Annotated in this window: 13 protein-coding genes; 9 read left to right on the top strand and 4 right to left on the bottom strand. The window is 71.7% G+C overall.

Going from position 1 to position 18,171, the window contains the following annotated elements:
• The first annotated feature begins 106 nt into the window (after nt 1–106).
• A complete protein-coding gene (locus tag ACFWRV_RS30705) occupies nt 107–1,528 on the top strand; it encodes an FG-GAP-like repeat-containing protein (protein WP_384339177.1) in 1,422 nt (473 codons plus the stop codon).
• A 226-nt stretch (nt 1,529–1,754) separates the two neighbouring features.
• On the top strand, nt 1,755–2,636 hold the full coding sequence (locus ACFWRV_RS30710; protein ID WP_384339178.1) for a YceI family protein: 882 nt from the start codon (nt 1,755–1,757) through the stop codon (nt 2,634–2,636).
• A gap of 40 nt (nt 2,637–2,676) precedes the next feature.
• Here ACFWRV_RS30710 and ACFWRV_RS30715 read toward each other — a convergent pair whose 3' ends face one another.
• Nucleotides 2,677–2,922, bottom strand: a complete 246-nt coding sequence (locus ACFWRV_RS30715) for a hypothetical protein (RefSeq protein ID WP_384339179.1) — start codon at nt 2,920–2,922, stop codon at nt 2,677–2,679.
• A 92-nt stretch (nt 2,923–3,014) separates the two neighbouring features.
• Here ACFWRV_RS30715 and holA point away from each other — a divergent pair, with 92 nt between their 5' ends.
• Nucleotides 3,015–4,001 (top strand): DNA polymerase III subunit delta, encoded by a 987-nt coding sequence (gene holA, locus ACFWRV_RS30720; RefSeq protein WP_384339180.1) that lies wholly within the window; start codon nt 3,015–3,017, stop codon nt 3,999–4,001.
• Nucleotides 4,002–4,373: 372 nt separating this feature from the next.
• On the opposite strand, the gene rpsT is transcribed toward holA, so the two are convergent.
• Nucleotides 4,374–4,640, bottom strand: coding sequence for a 30S ribosomal protein S20 (gene rpsT / locus ACFWRV_RS30725; protein ID WP_007449624.1), 267 nt, complete (start codon nt 4,638–4,640; stop codon nt 4,374–4,376).
• 227 nt (nt 4,641–4,867) lie between these two features.
• Here rpsT and lepA point away from each other — a divergent pair, with 227 nt between their 5' ends.
• Nucleotides 4,868–6,742 (top strand): translation elongation factor 4, encoded by a 1,875-nt coding sequence (gene lepA / locus ACFWRV_RS30730; protein ID WP_384339181.1) that lies wholly within the window; start codon nt 4,868–4,870, stop codon nt 6,740–6,742.
• 269 nt (nt 6,743–7,011) lie between these two features.
• Nucleotides 7,012–8,901 (top strand): AMP-dependent synthetase/ligase, encoded by a 1,890-nt coding sequence (locus ACFWRV_RS30735; RefSeq protein WP_384339182.1) that lies wholly within the window; start codon nt 7,012–7,014, stop codon nt 8,899–8,901.
• A 165-nt stretch (nt 8,902–9,066) separates the two neighbouring features.
• On the opposite strand, the gene ACFWRV_RS30740 is transcribed toward ACFWRV_RS30735, so the two are convergent.
• Nucleotides 9,067–10,263, bottom strand: coding sequence for an MFS transporter (locus ACFWRV_RS30740; protein WP_384339183.1), 1,197 nt, complete (start codon nt 10,261–10,263; stop codon nt 9,067–9,069).
• Nucleotides 10,264–10,716: 453 nt separating this feature from the next.
• Here ACFWRV_RS30740 and ACFWRV_RS30745 point away from each other — a divergent pair, with 453 nt between their 5' ends.
• The 4 genes from ACFWRV_RS30745 (at nt 10,717) to hemW (ending at nt 15,200) form a co-directional block, all read left to right on the top strand.
• Entirely contained in the window at nt 10,717–11,190 is a 474-nt protein-coding gene (locus tag ACFWRV_RS30745; RefSeq protein WP_384339184.1) for a DedA family protein, read from the top strand.
• A gap of 135 nt (nt 11,191–11,325) precedes the next feature.
• Nucleotides 11,326–11,817, top strand: a complete 492-nt coding sequence (locus ACFWRV_RS30750; RefSeq protein ID WP_384339185.1) for an SRPBCC family protein — start codon at nt 11,326–11,328, stop codon at nt 11,815–11,817.
• A 160-nt stretch (nt 11,818–11,977) separates the two neighbouring features.
• Complete coding sequence (locus ACFWRV_RS30755; protein ID WP_384339186.1) at nt 11,978–13,936, top strand: SpoIIE family protein phosphatase; 1,959 nt, start codon at nt 11,978–11,980, stop codon at nt 13,934–13,936.
• A gap of 22 nt (nt 13,937–13,958) precedes the next feature.
• Nucleotides 13,959–15,200, top strand: a complete 1,242-nt coding sequence (gene hemW / locus ACFWRV_RS30760) for a radical SAM family heme chaperone HemW (protein ID WP_384339187.1) — start codon at nt 13,959–13,961, stop codon at nt 15,198–15,200.
• A gap of 39 nt (nt 15,201–15,239) precedes the next feature.
• Here hemW and ACFWRV_RS30765 read toward each other — a convergent pair whose 3' ends face one another.
• Entirely contained in the window at nt 15,240–18,107 is a 2,868-nt protein-coding gene (locus ACFWRV_RS30765; protein ID WP_384339188.1) for an ABC transporter substrate-binding protein, read from the bottom strand.
• Nucleotides 18,108–18,171 lie beyond the last annotated feature (64 nt).

Below are 18,171 nucleotides of genomic sequence, written 5' to 3' on the forward strand. Positions count from 1 at the left end.
TTGGGGGTTTTGTTCCTACCCTGTCGGGGGGCCTCCCCGCGGGTTTGGGCACCTGCCCCGCCGCCTGCCAGGTCCTTCCGGCCGCCGCATCGATAGAGAAGAGTCCATGCGCCACGCGTACCGCTCCGCCCCCGTCCTCGCTGTCGCCCTTGCGGCCGGCCTGTTCGCCGCGACCCCTGCTCACGCTGCGCCCAACGCGCCCACGGCCGCTCTCCGCGGGCAGAGCGACGTGAACGGCGACGGCTACGGTGACCTGGTCACCGCCTCCGAAGCCGCCGTGTCAGGCGTTCCCAGGGCTGGTGCGATAGTCGTCAACACCGGTTCGTCCGCAGGAGTCTCGGCCGGCCGGACCCACATCGTCACGCAGGGGTCGGCGGGTGTTCCCGGCGCGCTGGAGGAGAACGACGAGTTCGGCTCGGCGCTGGCCACGGGAGACCTGGACGGTGACGGCTACAGCGACATCGTCGCCGGCACGCCGGACGAGAAGGTCGGCAGCGACGTGGCGGGCGGTGCCGTCACGGTCCTGTGGGGTTCGAAATCGGGCATCGTCGGAGGCACCGACCTCCCTGACCCGGCCCCCACCCAGCACGACCGCTTCGGCGACCGACTCGTCGTCGGTGACTTCGACGGCGACGGAAATCCCGAGCTCGCCGTCGGCACCAGCGGCAACGACGTATGGATCTTCGGAGCCATCGCCCGAGGCGGGGCCGAGGAGCGCCGCCGGCTGACGACCGCGATCGCTCCGGAGAGCTCGGACTACTACCGCGACCTGGCGGCGGGCGACTTCGACGGTGACGGCAGGGACGATCTCGTCGTGGGGGGCCGTTACGACGAGGACGGCAGCTACGACGGCGCGTCGCTCGTCTACGACGGGGCGCTCGGCGACCCCACGGTCCTGCCGGACGAGGCGCACACGGCTGCCACGGGTGACTTCGACGCCGACGGCAGGGACGACCTGATCGTCGGGTCTCGTGACGAGAACTCGGTCACCGCCTACGCGGGCGCCGCGGCGGGGCTCAGCTCCTCCGGTCGCAGGACGCTCACCCAGGACAGTCCCGGCGTTCCCGGAGCCACCGAGCCCGAGGACTCGTTCGGCGAGGCGGTGGCCGTGGGCGACATCGACGGTGACGGCTTCGCCGACGCCGCCGTGGGCGTCGAGTTCGAGACCATCGGCTCGGTTCCCAACGCGGGTGGGGTCGTCGTCCTGCGCGGCTCGGCCGACGGACTCACCGGCGTCGGTTCCCAGGCCGTGCACCAGGGCACCGCGGGCGTGCCGGGCGCGAACGAGCCGTACGACCGGTTCGGTGCGGCCGTACGCCTGACCGACACCAACGGCGACGCCCGCGCCGACCTGGCCGTCGGGGCTCCGATGGAGGACACGAGCAACGGCGCCCTGTGGAACCTGGGCGGTTCCGTCAGCGGCGTCGGTACCTCGTACGCGACCGCCTTCTCGGCGGCGGACGTCGGGCTGTCCAAGGCCCCGTGGACGTACTTCGGCCGCTCGATGCCGGTGGGCGGCGGGTCCTGAGACGGCGGAGTGTGTGCCAGGTCGGGGCCCTCGCCGCTGACCCGGAAAGCGCCACACCTTCACGTCGGATTGGCGCATAACCGCACAAGGTTCTCCGACCTACCCGGTTTGCCTCGAACGCCTCAACAGTGATCGAATGCATGATCGTCGGGGGGCCGCTGATCCGACGGAGACGTCCACGTGTCAGGGGCCCCAGGTGCGAAGCGCCCGTGGGGGTACGTCAGAGATGTTCGGCCGTTGGCTGGGAAACAGAGGCCAGGCGGGTGGGCGCGGTGGGGCCCTCGCCGGATTCCAGATACCCCGTACCGCGGGAGTGCTCAGCTGCCGGGTGCTGGACCCGGTCAACGAACCGGTTCAGCAGGCCGAGTTCGTCGTGACGGACAGCACGGGCCGCAAGGTGACCGCCGGCGAGACGGACCCCTTCGGCAGTCTTCTCGCCACGGTCCCGGGCGGCGACTACCGGCTGGCGGTCACGGCCGAGGGCTTCACCCCGTTCCACGGGGCGGCGACGGTGACCGAAGGGGCGCACGCCACCCTGGGCGATGTGACCCTCCAGGTGGCGCAGCCCCCGCAGCTGCCCGACCCCGGCGACTGGGACATCGAGCCGAACCACTCGCAGATCGGCTTCACCGCCCGGCACATCGGGCTGGCCCGCATCCACGGCAGGTTCAACACCTTCGCCGGGGCGGTCCGGATCGCCGACCGCATGGAGGACTCCGCCATGCACGTGATCATCGACGCGGCGTCGATCGACACCAATGTGCAGATGCGCGACGACCATCTGCGCTCCGGCGACTTCCTCGACGTCGGCCGCTACCCGACGCTGGAGTTCTACAGCGAGCGCTTCGTCCACCGGGGCGGCAGCCGCTGGGGTGTCACCGGCGCGCTGACCCTCCACGGCGTCAGCCGCACCGTGACGCTGGACACCCAGTACCTCGGTCTCGGCAACGGCCTGGAGGGCGAGACGCGCGCCGCCTGCCGGGCCACCACCGAACTGCACCGCGAGGACTTCACCCTCACCTGGCAGACCATGCTGGCGCGCGGGATCGCCGTGGTGGGGCCCAGCATCGTCATCGATCTGGACATCCAGATCGTTCCCCAGGGCTGAGCCGGCCCCGGCCGTTCCCTACGGCCCGGTCGGCCGGGCGCTACGGCTTCTCCAGCCAGCCCTCGTACTCGGCGGCGAACGCGTCGAGCGCGGCCGGGTCCAGGCGCCCGGCCGCGTCCTCCACGACCACGAGCCACTGGGCGTCCTCGGCGTCGTCCTCGCCGGCCAGCGCGTCCCGTACGAGCTGCGGCTCCTCGGCGACCCCGAAGCGGTCAGCCAGCTCCCCGGCCACGTCCTCGGCGGCGTCGCGGTCGGGCAGCACCAGTACATGTCTCACATCGCTCACCCGGACATTCTCCGGTACGGACTTCCGTGCCCCACACCCCGGGGCGGCCGGACCGTCCGGGCTGTCAGTGACGCGTGGGATGCTGGATCGCGATGGCCACCAGGAAGAATTCCACCGACGATCCGCTCGCCCCGCTCACTCTCGCCGTGGGCCAGGAGGACCTCCTCCTGGACCGTGCGGTGCAGCAAGTCGTGGCGGCCGCGCGTGCTGCCGACGCCGACACGGACGTACGTGATCTGGCGTCCGACCAGTTGCAGCCCGGCACGCTCGCCGAGCTCACCAGTCCCTCGCTCTTCGCCGAGCGCAAGGTCGTGATCGTGCGCAACGCGCAGGACCTCTCGGCCGACACGGTCAAGGACGTCAAGGCGTATCTCGGCGCGCCGGTGGAGGAGATCACGCTCGTCCTGCTGCACGCGGGCGGGGCCAAGGGCAAGGGCCTGCTGGACGCGGCCCGTAAGGCCGGGGCCCGGGAGGTCGCCTGCCCGAAGACCACCAAGCCCGCCGAGCGGCTCTCCTTCGTACGGTCGGAGTTCCGCACCCATGGGCGGTCCGCGACGCCGGAGGCGTGCCAGGCGCTGGTCGACTCCATCGGCAGCGATCTGCGGGAGCTGGCGAGCGCGGTGTCCCAGCTGATCGCGGATGTCGAGGGCACGATCGACGAGGCGGTCGTCGGTCGCTATTACACCGGGCGGGCCGAGGCCTCGTCGTTCACCGTCGCCGACCGGGCGGTCGAGGGGCGTGCGGCGGAGGCGCTGGAGGCGCTGCGGTGGTCGTTGTCGACCGGGGTCCCGCCCGTCCTGATCACCAGTGCGCTGGCGCAGGGGGTGCGGGCGATCGGGAAGCTGTCCTCCGCCCGGGGCGGGCGGCCGACCGATCTGGCCCGGGAGCTGGGGATGCCGCCGTGGAAGATCGACCGGGTGCGGCAGCAGATGCGGGGGTGGACGCCGGACGGGGTCGCGGTGGCGCTGCGGGCCGTGGCGGCGGCGGATGCGGGGGTGAAGGGCGGGGGGGACGATCCCGAGTACGCCTTGGAGAAGGCCGTCGTCGTTGTCGCCCGGGCCGCGCGGGCGGGGCGGTAGTTCCTCTCGGGGCGGGTGGGCGGTTCGCCGCGGGTTCGCCGTGGTGTGCGGGGCCCTGGGGTGACCGGTTCCGTCCTCAAGCGCCGGACGGGCTGGGATTGCCTCGGCATCGGGGTGGGAGGGTGCGGGCCCACGTGTGATCACCGGTTCCGTCCTCAAACGCCGGACGGGCTGGAAAGCCCCCGCACGCACGGAAGCCCCGGAGCGCTGATCTGGGGAGATCGGCGCCGGGGCTTCCGGGTCATGCTCGGGTGCGCCGCACCCGCGTGGCGAACGCAGGTTCGGTGTGCGGCGCGGGGTGCCGGTCCGGGGCGGGAGAGAGGGCCCGCTGATCCGTTCCGGCGATCACATCAGTGAGCTTCGGGAAGAAGCTCAGGCCTGCAGGGAGGCAACCTTGGACGCCAGCGCCGACTTCTTGTTGGCGGCGGCGTTCTTGTGGATGACACCCTTCGAGACAGCCTTGTCGAGCTGACGGGAGGCGTCGCGGACGGCCGTGGTGGCCTTCTCGACGTCACCGGCAGCGGCGGCCTCGCGGGCCTTGCGGATCGCGGTCTTGAGCGACGACTTGACGGCCTTGTTGCGCAGGCGCGCCTTCTCGTTGGTCTTGTTCCGCTTGATCTGGGACTTGATGTTCGCCACGAAAGAGCCTTTTCAGGTTCGTTGGATCTTCTAGGTGAGCCACGCCGCTCGTGAGAGCCACGAGGCACAGCTGTCCACGGTAGCAGTCACCCTCCGACCGGCCCAAACCGGTCGCTGCCCCGCAGGCGTGGGACGATGGAGCCTACGTATCGATCCGACCGACGATCCGACCGACCCGACATCGACCCGAGACACGGCGTTCGGCGTCTCAAGAATCAGGACCCTGCGTGCCCGCGACTCCTTCCAACGTGCCCGAGCCGAGCCGTACCGACCCGGCGCTGATCCGCAATTTCTGCATCATCGCGCACATCGACCACGGCAAGTCGACCCTCGCCGACCGGATGCTTCAGCTGACCGGAGTGGTCGACCAGCGGCAGATGCGTGCTCAGTACCTCGACCGGATGGACATCGAGCGCGAGCGCGGCATCACCATCAAGTCCCAGGCGGTCCGGCTGCCCTGGGCGCCCAACACGGGTGAGGACACGGGCACCACCCACATCCTCAACATGATCGACACCCCGGGCCACGTGGACTTCACCTACGAGGTCTCCCGTTCGCTCGCGGCCTGCGAGGGCACGGTCCTGCTGGTCGACGCCGCGCAGGGCATCGAGGCCCAGACGCTGGCCAACCTCTATCTCGCGATGGAGAACGACCTCACCATCGTCCCGGTGCTCAACAAGATCGACCTCCCCGCCGCCCAGCCGGAGAAGTTCTCCGAGGAGCTGGCCAACCTCATCGGCTGCCAGCCCGAGGACGTGCTCAAGGTCTCCGCCAAGACCGGCGTCGGCGTGGACGCGCTGCTCGACCGGGTCGTGCGGGACGTGCCGGCCCCGGTCGGCGTCGCGGACGCCCCCGCCCGCGCGATGATCTTCGACTCGGTCTACGACTCGTACCGCGGTGTCGTCACCTACGTCCGTGTCGTCGACGGCCAGCTCAACAAGCGCGAGCGCATCCGGATGATGTCGACCGGCGCCACCCACGAGCTGCTGGAGATCGGGGTGTCCTCCCCGGAGATGACCCCGGCCGACGGCATCGGCGTGGGCGAGGTCGGCTACATCATCACCGGCGTGAAGGACGTCCGGCAGTCCAAGGTCGGTGACACGATCACCTCCCTGCACAACGGGGCGGCCGAGGCGCTGGGCGGTTACAAGGACCCGAAGCCGATGGTGTTCTCGGGGCTCTACCCGCTGGACGGCTCGGACTACCCGGACCTGCGCGAGGCGCTGGACAAGCTCCAGCTCAACGACGCCGCCCTGGTCTACGAGCCGGAGACCTCCGCCGCGCTCGGCTTCGGCTTCCGCGTCGGCTTCCTCGGCCTGCTCCACCTGGACGTGGTCCGCGAGCGGCTGGAGCGCGAGTTCGGGCTCGACCTGATCGCCACCGCCCCCAACGTGGTCTACCGCGTCGAGATGGAGGACGGCACCGAGCACGTCGTCACCAATCCGAGCGAGTTCCCCGAGGGCAAGATCGACAAGGTGCACGAGCCGGTCGTCCGCGCCACGGTGCTGGCCCCGAGCGAGTTCATCGGCGCGATCATGGAGCTGTGCCAGGGCCGGCGCGGCACCCTGCTCGGCATGGACTACCTCTCCGAGGACCGGGTCGAGATCCGCTACACCCTGCCGCTCGCCGAGATCGTCTTCGACTTCTTCGACCAGCTGAAGTCCAAGACCCGCGGGTACGCCTCCCTCGACTACGAGCCCACCGGCGAGCAGACGGCCCACCTCGTCAAGGTCGACATCCTGCTGCACGGCGACAAGGTGGACGCGTTCTCCGCGGTCACCCACAAGGACAAGGCGTACGCGTACGGCGTCCGGCTCGTCGCCAAGCTGCAGAAGCTCATCCCCCGGCAGAACTTCGAGGTGCCGATCCAGGCGGCCATCGGGGCCCGGGTCATCGCCCGTGAGACCGTCCGCGCCATCCGCAAGGACGTTCTCGCCAAGTGCTACGGCGGTGACATCTCCCGTAAGCGGAAGCTGCTGGAGAAGCAGAAGGAGGGCAAGAAGCGGATGAAGATGGTCGGCAACGTGGAGGTTCCGCAGGACGCCTTCATCTCGGTGCTGTCGACCGACGAGTCCGCCGGGGAGAGCAAGGGCAAGAAGTAGCCCCGGCCCGGACCTGAACGGCCCTCGGCCGGCCTACGGCCCGAAGGGCCCTCACACCGCAGTAACGTGCGGTGTGAGGGCCCTTTCGTTATGAAAGCGGCGGCCCGTTGCCTCTTACGCGTCGGACAAGTGCGCTCTACTCTGATCACGACTCGTTGGTTACTCGCCAGTTAAACAAGCCGAACAAGCAGGTTGCGCAGCAGGACAGCAGCAGTAGTCGCAGTATCAAAGAAGCCGGTCGTAGCAATGCCGCAGGCCCGGAGGACGTCGTGAGCGACACACAGACCTTGATCGATAACCGGCCGCCCTCCGTGGCGTCCCTCTTCATCGACCGCGTGGCGGCGACCCCGGACGGGGAGGCGTACCGCTACCCGGTGCCGTCGGCATCGGGCGAGGGTCCCGACGACTGGAAGTCGCTGAGCTGGGGCCAGGCCTCGGAGCGGGTCTACGCGATCGCCGCGGGGCTGATCGCGCTCGGCGTACGGCCGGAGGAGCGGGTCGCCCTCTCCTCGGCCACCCGGGTGGAGTGGATCCTCATCGACCTCGGGGTGATGTGCGCGGGCGCCGCGACCACGACGATCTACCCCTCCACGAACGCCGAGGAGTCCGCGTTCATCCTGGCCGACTCCGGGAGCCGGATCCTCATCGCGGAGGACGCCGAGCAGCTGGCCAAGGCCCGCGAGACCCGCGCCGACCTGCCGGACCTCGCCCATGTGGTGGTCATCGACCCGGCCGGCGTCGAGCCCGCCGAGGGCGACCCCGAGGGCTGGATCATCACCCTCGCCGACCTGGAGGCCCAGGGCAACGAGCTGCTGGCCAAGACCCCGGACGCGGTCACCGAGCGGGTCGCCGCCATCACCGCCGACCAGCTCGCGACCCTCATCTACACCTCGGGCACCACCGGCCGCCCCAAGGGCGTGCGGCTGCCGCACGACAACTGGTCGTACATGGCCAAGGCCACCGTCTCGACCGGGCTGATCAACGCCGACGACGTGCAGTACCTCTGGCTGCCGCTCGCCCACGTCTTCGGCAAGGTCCTCACCTCCGGTCAGATCGAGGTCGGCCACGTCACCGCCGTCGACGGCCGCATCGACAAGATCATCGAGAATCTGCCGGTCGTCCAGCCGACCTACATGGCCGCCGTGCCCCGGATCTTCGAGAAGGTCTACAACGGGGTCGCCTCCAAGGCCCGCGCGGGCGGCGGCGCCAAGTACAAGATCTTCCAGTGGGCCGCCGGAGTCGCCCGCGAGTACGCCAAGGTCTCCCAGGACAACTTCCGGCGCACCGGCAACGCGTCCGTCCCCTTCGCGCTCGGCGCCAAGCACAAGGTCGCCGACGCCCTCGTCTACTCCAAGATCCGCGAGGCCTTCGGCGGCCGGCTGCGTGCCTGCGTCTCGGGCTCCGCCGCGCTCGCCCCGGACATCGGCTACTTCTTCGCGGGCGCCGGCGTCCACATCCTGGAGGGCTACGGTCTCACCGAGACCAGCGCCGCCTCCTTCGTCAACCCGGGCGAGGCCTACCGCACCGGCACCGTCGGCAAGCCGCTCCCCGGCACCGAGGTGCGCATCGCGGACGACGGCGAGATCCTGCTGCGCGGCCCCGGCGTCATGCAGGGCTACCACAACCTGCCCGACAAGACCGAAGAGGTCCTGGAGTCGGACGGCTGGATCCACACCGGGGACATCGGCGAGCTGTCCGCCGACGGATACCTCCGCATCACCGACCGCAAGAAGGACCTGATCAAGACCTCGGGCGGCAAGTACGTCGCCCCGGCGGAGGTCGAGGGCCAGTTCAAGGCGGTCTGCCCGTTCGTCTCCAACATCCTGGTGCACGGCGCGGACCGTAACTTCTGCACCGCGCTCATCGCCCTCGACGGCCCCACCCTTCTCGGCTGGGCCGCCGAGAACGGACTGGAGGGCAAGTCGTACGCGGAGGTCGTCGCCGCCCCGCAGACCGTCGAGCTGATCGACGGATACGTCAAGCGCCTCAACGAGGGCCTCCAGCGCTGGCAGACCATCAAGAAGTTCCGCCTGCTGCCGCGCGACCTGGACGTCGAGCACGGCGAGCTGACCCCCAGCCTCAAGCTGAAGCGGCCGGTCGTCGAGCGCGAGTACCAGGGCCTCATCGACGAGATGTACGCGGGCTCGCGCGAGGCCTAGGGCGTGCCCGGCGGATCAGGACCGGATAGGCCGGACACGCCCTAGACGTACACGGCTCGCGCGAGGCCCAGCGGCTGTTCGCGCGGACCGTCCGGGGGCTCGGCCCCGGACGGTGACGGGCGGGGAGTACGGACCCTCACGGGACCGGACTCCCCGCCCGCTCTTTCAGTCGCGCCTGGCCCGCAGGACCCCGGCGAGCAGCACCACCAGCAGTCCGGCGGCGGGGATCACCAGCAGACCGGTGCGCAGGCTGGTCGCGTCGGCGACGTGACCGACGACCGGCGGCGACAGCAGGAAGCCCAGGCGCATGAGCCAGGAGACGATCGTCAGACCTGATCCGGGTTTGAGGCCGGGCAGCGCGTCGGCCTCGTGCATCGCCGCGGGCACCAGGGTCGCCACCCCGAATCCGGCCAGGGCGAAGCCCAGGATGGTTCCGGGCAGCGTCGGCACCGCCAGTGCGAGACCCATGCCGACCGCGGTGATCAGGCCGCCGGCCCGGGCCACGGCACGCTGCCCGAAGCGGTCGACGAGGCGGTCCCCGATGATGCGCCCGATGAACTGGGCGCCCACCAGGGCGATGAAGCCCCCGGCGGCGAGTGCCGCGGAGGCGTGCAGGGCGTCGTTCAGGTACAGGGCGGCCCAGGAGTTCCCCGCATCCTCGACGAGCGTGCCGGCCGTGGCGATCAGAACGAGGGCCGCCAGGACGTACCCGACGTGCGCGTTGCCGCTCGCCCTTTTCGCGTTCCGCTGTTCCGGGCCGGTCTCCTCCGGTGCGTTGTCCGGGCCGGGCAGGCAGAAGCGCAGCGCGGCCGCCGCGGCGACGACGAGGACGGCGGCCGAGACCGCGAGGTGCAGGCCGAGCGACAGGTCCAGCGACATCGCCCCGGCCGCCATCAGCCCTCCGGTGACGGCGCCGATGGACCAGATCGCGTGGAAGGAGTTGAGGATGGACCGCCCGTAGAGCCGCTGCACCCGAAGACCGTGCGCGTTCTGCCCGACATCCGTCAGCGCGTCCATGGCTCCGGCCAGAAACAGGGCGGTCGCGAACAGCGCGACCGACGGGGCCAGACCGGCGGCCAGGATCCCCACACCCGTCAGCAGGGTCCCGAGGACCGCGACCCGCGCCGAGCCGATGCGGCGGATGAGCACCCCTGCCGCGAGGCCGGCCGTGATGGCCCCCGCCGGGAACGCGGCGACCGCCAGCCCGTAGGCGCCGTTGCCGATCGCCAGGTCCTCCTTGATCTGCGGATACCTCGGCAGCAGGTTGGCGAACAGGGCCCCGTTCGTGAAGAACAGGACGGCTACAGCGGCCCGCGCGTGCCGTGCGGCGGGGAGAGGCCGTGCCTCGATCTCGACGGTCATGCGGACGACCCTAACCCCGGAGAGTACGAACGTACACTCCTCCTGGCGGTGAATTCCGACCGGGTGGTAAGTGTTGTGCTCGGAGTGGTGGCGATCTCCACGCCGGACCGGTACGAGCTCGGGACGTTCAGGATCCGCGACCTCGCCGACGGCGCCCGTGAGGACGACGATGCCGAGCTGCTTCCGAGCCGCCTCGGCCCCGGCGAGGACCAGGGGGCCTGTATCCGCCGCATCCGGGTCCGGTTAGGCTGGCCTTGCCTGGTGTGGGTACCCGGGCGTACGGGTTCGGATTCCGGTGCCGCGGTGGGAACCCGGCGGACGGAACAGGCAGAGGCAGGGCGCAGGTGAGAGACGGTGACCGGGCTCGTGCCCGTCGTGCGCCCGGCAGGGCGGGAACGCCTGTGCCGGTGACCGGGAACGCGGGCTTCGGGCCGGTGCCCAGAGCGAGGCGTCGTGGATGAGATCGCGCTCGCGGCCGGAGCCCTGTACGTCATCGTCCTGCTGCGCGCAGGAGGGACGTTCGCCGTCGGATGGCTCGCCGGCGCCGGCGCCCGGCGCAGCAGATTCGCCGAGCGGACCTCGTCGGCGAAGTTCCGGCGTGCCGAGCGGGCGATCCAGCGGTGGGGCGCGCCGGTGGTGGCCGTCTCCTTCCTCACGGTCGGCTTCCAGACCGCCGCGAACTTCCTCGCGGGCAGCATGCGCATGCCGTTGCCGCGCTACCTTCCTGCCCTGTTCGTGGGCGGAGCCGCCTGGGCTCTGATCTACGCGACCGCCGGACTCGGCGTCCTCAAGGGACTGGGAAGGCTCTTCGCCGAGCAGACCGCCTTCGGGGTCTCCGCCGTCGTCATCCTTCTGCTCGCGGTGTGCGGGCTGGTGGTGTACCGCAGACGAAGGGCGATGGCGGCCCCGTCCTCCGACGGTGACTGAGCGCGCTTTCCCGCTCGGACGGACAACTCCGAGGCTCGCCATCGGCAAGCGGCGGTGATCCTGTTAGGGCATCCGTCGCGCGGGTGAGAGATCAGTGGAGTCGCCCGCTCACCCAGGAACCCGGAGGGCTCCGCCATGAAGTACACCGTCTCGATCGAGATCGCCCTGCCGAGAGAGAGGGTGGTGCACCTGCTCGCCGACCCGGCACACCTGCCGGAGTGGCTGCGGGGTCTGGTGCTGCACGAGCCGCTGAGCGGCGTGCACGGGCAGGTCGGCACCACGTCGCGGGTCGTGTTGCAGACGGGGCAGCGGCAGATGGAGTGCACCGAGACGATCACGCGCCGGGAACCGGCAGACCTGCACGGGATCCCGCAAGGGAGTGTCGTCCACTTCGACCGCGAGATCGTCGGCGAAGGCATGTGGAGCGCCGTGCGCGACCGGCTGACCGAGGCCGGTCCGCAGACGACGCTCTGGGAGAGCGAGAACGAGTACCGGTTCAGCGGCCTGCCGATGCGGCTGGTGGGGTTCCTGGTGCCCGGCGTCTTCCGCAAGCAGTCGCTGCGGCACATGCGGGACTTCAAGGCGTTCGCCGAAGAGGGGAAGGACGTCCGCGAGACGACGGACTGACCCGCCGGGGGAACAACCGGTGACGTGGCGGCAGACGCGTCGTGAAGCCGTCCCGCGCGTTCGAATCTGCTCGATTTTCTGCTCACTTCCGTAACTCGGTGCTTATGGATGCGGCCGGTCTGTCACTCTGTCGGTGTCGTCGGACCGTAGGAGCCGCACCGTGGCGCCCATCCCCTTGCAGCGGGACACCGTGCAGCGTCCCGGCACCTCCCGTGCCGGGCACGCGCACGGCCCGCGCCTGGCCAGCCGCACCAGCCTGCCCGGGATACCTCTCGCCCCCTCCGCCGCCCGCCGGTTCGTGCGGGCCGCGCTCGCGGAGTGGACCGGGCTCGGGGTGCCCGCCGCCGTGGGCTTCAGCGACCGGCTCGCCGACGACGCCGTGACCGTCACCAACGAGCTGGTCACCAACGCCGTCGTGCACGCCGGGACCACGGTCGACCTGGTCCTCAGGCTGGAGGAGGAGGGCGGCGACGAGCCGTCCGCCGCCCTCGTCCTGGAGGTCACCGACCACCACCCGGCCCGCCCGGTGAGCGGCGACGAACCGGGACCCGGGCCCGAACCCGACGGGGCGGTCGCGGGGGAGCTGCCGGACCCCGCCGAGTACGGCCGGGGCCTCCAGCTCGTCGCCACCCTCGCCGACTCCTGGGGCATCACCTACCGCACCGGCCTCAAGACCGTCTGGGCCCGCCTCCCCGTCGACGACTGGAGCGCCCCGCCCGCCCCGCCCGACGGCGAGGCCATCAGACGCGGCCTGCGCGCCGCCGAGATCCTCGCCCCCGCGGCCAGGCGCACCGAGCGCGACGACGCGGTCTGGGACAGCCGGGGCGCCCCGGCCTTCCTCGCCGAGGCGTCCGACCTCCTCGCCGGGCAGCTCGACGAGGACCTCGTGGCGGCCATAGCGGGCCAGTTGCTGGTGCCCCGGCTCGCGGACTGGTGCGCGATCTGGCTGGAGGGCGAGGGCGGGGGACCGGCCGCCGAACCCCGGCTCGCCCGGGTCTGGCACAGCGACGAGACCGGCACCGAGCCCCTGCGCACCGCCCTGGAGAGGGAGCCCCTCCGCCTCCCGGCCGGCGTCGGCTCCGGTCCCGTGTCCGTCCCGGTGCCCTGGCCCGCCCCACCCGCGGACGAGGCTCCGCAGCCCGGCGCCCGCGACGGCGCCGCCCTCGCCTTCCGGATCACGGCCGGCGGCCGGGCGCTCGGGACCGTCCTCGTCGGCCGTGAGGGCGTGACCCAGGTGCCGGAGGCGGTCGCGTCCCTGATCGAGGACTTCGTCCGCCGCCTCGGCCTCGCCGTCGGCGCCGCCCGCGCCTACACCCGGCAGGCCACCATCAGCCGCATCCTCCAGCGCGGCCTGCTCCCCAGCAAGGTCGCCGACATCCCCGGCGTCACCAGCGCCCTCGTCTACGAACCGAGCGACGACGGCGTGGTCGGCGGTGACTTCTACGACATCTTCCCGTGCCCCGGCGACCGCTGGTGCTTCGTCCTCGGCGACGTCCAGGGATCGGGTCCCGAGGCCGCCGTCGTCACGGGCCTCGCCCGCCCCTGGCTGCGGCTGCTCTCACGGCTCTCACGGGAGGGCTTCGGCGTCGGAGAGGTCCTGGACCGGCTGAACCGGCTGCTCCTCGACGACGCCATGGAGGCCGCCGAGGCAGCCGCCCTGATGGTCGCCGCCGCCGGGGGCCGGCAGCTCCACGACGGCACCCAGTCGCGCTTCCTCTCCCTGCTGTACGGGGAGGTCGTGCCGCTCCCCGACGGCGGGGTCCGCTGCACGGTGGCCAGCGCCGGGCACCCGCTGCCGCTGCTGCTGCGCCCCGACGGCTCCGTACGCCCGGCCGCCGAGCCGCAGGTGCTGCTCGGGGTCGTCGAGGACGTGGCCTACGAGAGCCAGGTCTTCGACCTCGCGCCCGGGGACACCCTGCTCTGCGTCACGGACGGGGTGACCGAGCGGCGGTCGGGCCCGCTGATGTTCGACGACGGTGACGGCCTCGCCCGGGTCCTCGCCGGGTGCGCCGGACTGCCCGCCGAGGCGACCGCGGAGCGGATCCGGCGGGCGGTCCACGAGTTCGCCGAGCAGCCGCCGGACGACGACGTGGCCCTGCTGGTCCTGCACGCGGACTGAAGCACTTCGGGGGCGAGCGACAATGGACGGTATGCCTTCCGTACTGCCCGATGGTGAGCCCGTGCCCGACGACGGGGCGCTGCCCCGCCATGCCCTGGAAGGCGCAGCCGACCGCCCGCTCGGCTTCTACCTGCACGTCCCGTACTGCGCCACCCGCTGCGGCTACTGCGACTTCAACACCTACACCGCCACCGAGCTGCGCGGCTCCGGCGGGGCGCTGGCCTCCCGTGACAACTACGCCGCCCATCTCATCGAGGAGGTCCGCCAGGCCCGCAAGGTCCTCGGCGACGACCCGCGCCCGGTCCGTACGGTCTTCGTCGGCGGCGGCACCCCCACCCTGCTGCCGGCCGCCGATCTCGTCCGGATGCTGGCGGCGATCCGGGAGGAGTTCGGGCTCGCGGACGACGCGGAGATCACCACCGAGGCCAATCCGGAGTCCGTCGACCCCGCCTACCTCTCCGCCCTGCGCGAGGGAGGCTTCAACCGGGTCTCCTTCGGGATGCAGAGCGCCAAGCAGCACGTCCTGAAGATCCTGGACCGTACGCACACCCCCGGCCGCCCCGAGGCCTGCGTCGCCGAGGCGCGCGCGGCGGGCTTCGACCACGTCAACCTCGACCTGATCTACGGCACCCCCGGCGAGTCCGACGACGACTGGCGGGCCACCCTCGACGCGGCGATCGGCGCGGGCCCCGACCACGTCTCCGCATACGCCCTGATCGTCGAGGAGGGCACCCAGCTCGCCCGCCGCATCCGGCGCGGCGAGATCCCGATGACCGACGACGACGCGCACGCCGACCGCTATCTCATCGCGGACGAGGCCTTCGCCACCGCGGGCTTCGACTGGTACGAGGTCTCCAACTGGGCCACCACCGCGGCCGGCCGCTGCCTCCACAACGAGCTGTACTGGCGCGGCGCCGACTGGTGGGGCGCGGGCCCCGGCGCCCACAGTCACGTCGGCGGCGTGCGCTGGTGGAACGTGAAGCACCCCGGCGCGTACGCCCAGGCGCTCGCCGAGGGCCGCTCGCCCGGCGCGGGCCGCGAGATCCTGGCCGAGGAGGACCGCCGGGTCGAGCGCATCCTGCTGGAGCTGCGGCTGCGCGAGGGCTGCCCGCTCACCCTGCTGAAACCCGACGGCCTCGCCGCCTCCCGCCGCGCCCTGACCGACGGGCTGCTGGAGCCGGAGCCGTACGGGAAGGGCCGCGCGGTCCTCACCCTGCGCGGGCGGCTCCTGGCCGACGCCGTCGTCCGCGACCTGGTCGACTGACTTCCGGGGAAAACCTCACGGACGGCCTCACGGACGTCCTCACGGTCGGCAGTCGTTCGCCGTCAGCGGGGGCGCCACCCCGGCGGGCTTGCCGCAGACCAGGGTCCGCTCGGCGCTCGGCCCCGGCCGGACCACCTTGACGATGTTGAGACCGTGCACGTTGTCCGAGACCGAGGACCTCGCCCGGCTGAACGAGATCGTCCCCGTGGGCATGTTGTTGAGGTCCACCGTGTGCAGCGTCGCCCACGTCTCCGCCGCGCTCCGCCGCTTGTCGCCGCGCGCCGCCGCGTCGTACAGGGCCGCCGTCGCGCTGTACGAGATCACGGTCTGCCCGCTGGCGAACAGGTCGTCCTCGTACGCCGGACGCCCCGATACCAGCGTGGCGACCTCGCCCTCGGGGTGCAGCCGCCGCAGCGTGCGGTACGCGTCCCCGTAGAAGCCGAGGTTCTTCCCCCGGTCCAGCGGGGCCAGCGAGGAGTGGTAGAGCGTGACGTTGGCCGCGATGGACGTGGAGTCGTCGAACGTGCCCTTCGTCAGATCGTCCCCGGTGAACACCGTCATCCGCCGGTCGGAGCACCCGGTGGTCTCCGAGAGCCCCCGCATCAGCGTCGGTACGTCCTCGACCCGCCCGGCGAAGTACAGCGCGTCGGGAACCCGCTCCGCCTGGCAGATGGTGGTCAGCGGGGCGTTCAGGCTCGCCCCGCCCGCGAGGTCGTACGTCACGTCCTTGCCTGGTTCGAAACCCGAGTCCTTCAGCATCTTCCGGCCCGCGTCCCGCTGCTCGGCGGTGTACCGGTCCAGGTCCCCGTTGACGTCCTCGCGCGACAGCACGATCGCGTGCGGGCGGTCGAGGCCCTTCGCGATCTGCCGGGCGACCAGCCCGAGCGCGTGCGTCTGCTCCTCGTCCGTCGCCGCGAGGCCGAAGTAGTTCGGATACTCGCGGGGCAGGTCGCTGCTGGAGTTCGTCGTGTTGACCACCGCCAGACCGGCCTCGCGGAGCAGCTTCGTCGCCTTCTCGCTCTCCTGGGTGTTGCGGCCGAGGCCGACCACCCCGACCACGGTCGGGTCCCGCCGGGCCACCTCGATGATCTTCCGCACGGCGACGAGCTGCCGCAGCATGTCCTCACCGCCGTTGGCGGTCAGCACCCGCAGCTTCACCGACCGGCGCACCGTCTTGTTCACCGCCCGCTGCTGGAGGTAGACACCGGTCAGCTCCTCCAGCCCCTTGCGGGTCGCCTCCTCGTCCCTGCCCGTGGCGGTGAGCGGACCGGCGTACACGACCGTCACGTACGCGTCGCCCGGATCGATGTCGTCGTTCTCCTCGCGGATCGCCTGCTCGATCCGCTCGAACGTGATGCCCTTCCCGGCCCCGTTCAGCTCCAGGTCGTTGCCCCGCGCGAAGAGCACCTCGGGCGCGGTCGCCACCCCCACACACTCCCGGCCGCCGTCGTGCTCCTCCCAGATCGCGTCCGTGTTCCGGTCGGTCAACGGGCCGTGGCAGTACGTGTCGCGCCAGTGCCCGGCCCACAGGAACGCCCCCAGCAGGCTCCCCACGACGACCACGGCGATCGTCGCCCGTGACATCACCCACCACGCCCAGGTCCGCCGCACCCGGTGGGTGACGAGCTGGGCGTGCGCGTGCTCATGGGTCAGCTTCTCGGTCGACAGCGGCAGCAGCAGCACCCACGCCAGGGTCGCCGCCGCCACCGGCGACTGGCCCAGGCTCAGATCGTCGACCCAGCGCTCGTAACGGGCCCGCGCCCCGGAGGAACCGGTCGGCGCGCCCGGACCCGTCCGCTCGGGGGGCAGTGGCGGGGTGTGCCGCATGATCTCCGGGGCGGGCAGCGAGGCGAGCAGCAGCAGCGGATCGACCTCACTGCGCCGCGACCGTACGTTGTTGATCGCGTTGATCAGCAGGATGCCGCCGTTGTCCTGCGTGGCCCGGGGCAGGAACACCACCGGCGGGACCGTGCGCTTGCTGCGCCGCCAGTCCAGGGAGTGCGGGCGGTAGTTGTGCCGCAGGTCCTCCAGCAGCGCCTGCACCCGCAGCTCCAGATGGAACTGGCGGGCGTGCTCGTCGCCCGCCACCCGCTCCGCGACGGCCGCCGCCCGCGCCCGGATCACCCGCCACGAGCCGCTCGGCGAGAACCACGACCAGCCGTCCGAGGGATGGCCGGTGCTGGACGCGGCCAGGGACGAGGTGGTGGCGAACCACCGGCTGGCCCGGCGCAGCCACAGCAGCGGCGGCGCGGCCCGGCTCGCCAGGCCCACCACGGCGAGCCCGATCAGCGCGAGGGCCGCCACCAGGGCCGTCAGCAGCCAGTCGATCTCCCCGAGCAACACGCTGAGCAGGGCGATGAACAGCGCCCCGACGAACGTCTCGGGCCGCACCGACTGCCGCAGCCCGTCCCACCGGGTTGCCCCGCGCGGCCGGCCGGACGACCGCCAGCGCAGCCGGCTCAGCTGCTCCAGAATCCTTTCCTCGCGTATCCCGGCGGGGTTCCCGTGCGACTGCTCGACCACCGTCGCGGTGGCCTGCTCGATCGCCCCGAGCAGCCGGGAGCGCGGAAAGGCGAAGTTCTTGTACTGGGTGTTCTCGCGGGTCTCCCACGCCTTCTCGGAGAGCGTGCGCACCATGTCGAGCGCCGCCTCGTACGGGGTCGCCCCCGCGCCGTCCAGCAGCCGCACCGGCACCCGGCGTAACTCGTTGGCCCGGTGCACCTGGTGCACGAGCTGCTCCACCCGCGCGTCGATCTCCGGACCGGCCCCGGCGTCCGCCGCCTGGACCACCACGAGCGGCATCACCGGCCGGTTGACCCGGTACCGGTCGATCAGCTGCTGCATCAGGTGGAAGACGGCCGAGGCCGCCTCGTTGTCCGCACTGTCCCGCCAGACCTCGCGCGCCATCGCCCCGTGCCCGCCCTTCCCCCGTGAGCCGTTCGGCCCGTGAACCGCCTGCCCGTTCTCCCAC

This window comes from Streptomyces sp. NPDC058576 (assembly GCF_042718715.1).
Lineage (GTDB): Bacteria > Actinomycetota > Actinomycetes > Streptomycetales > Streptomycetaceae > Streptomyces.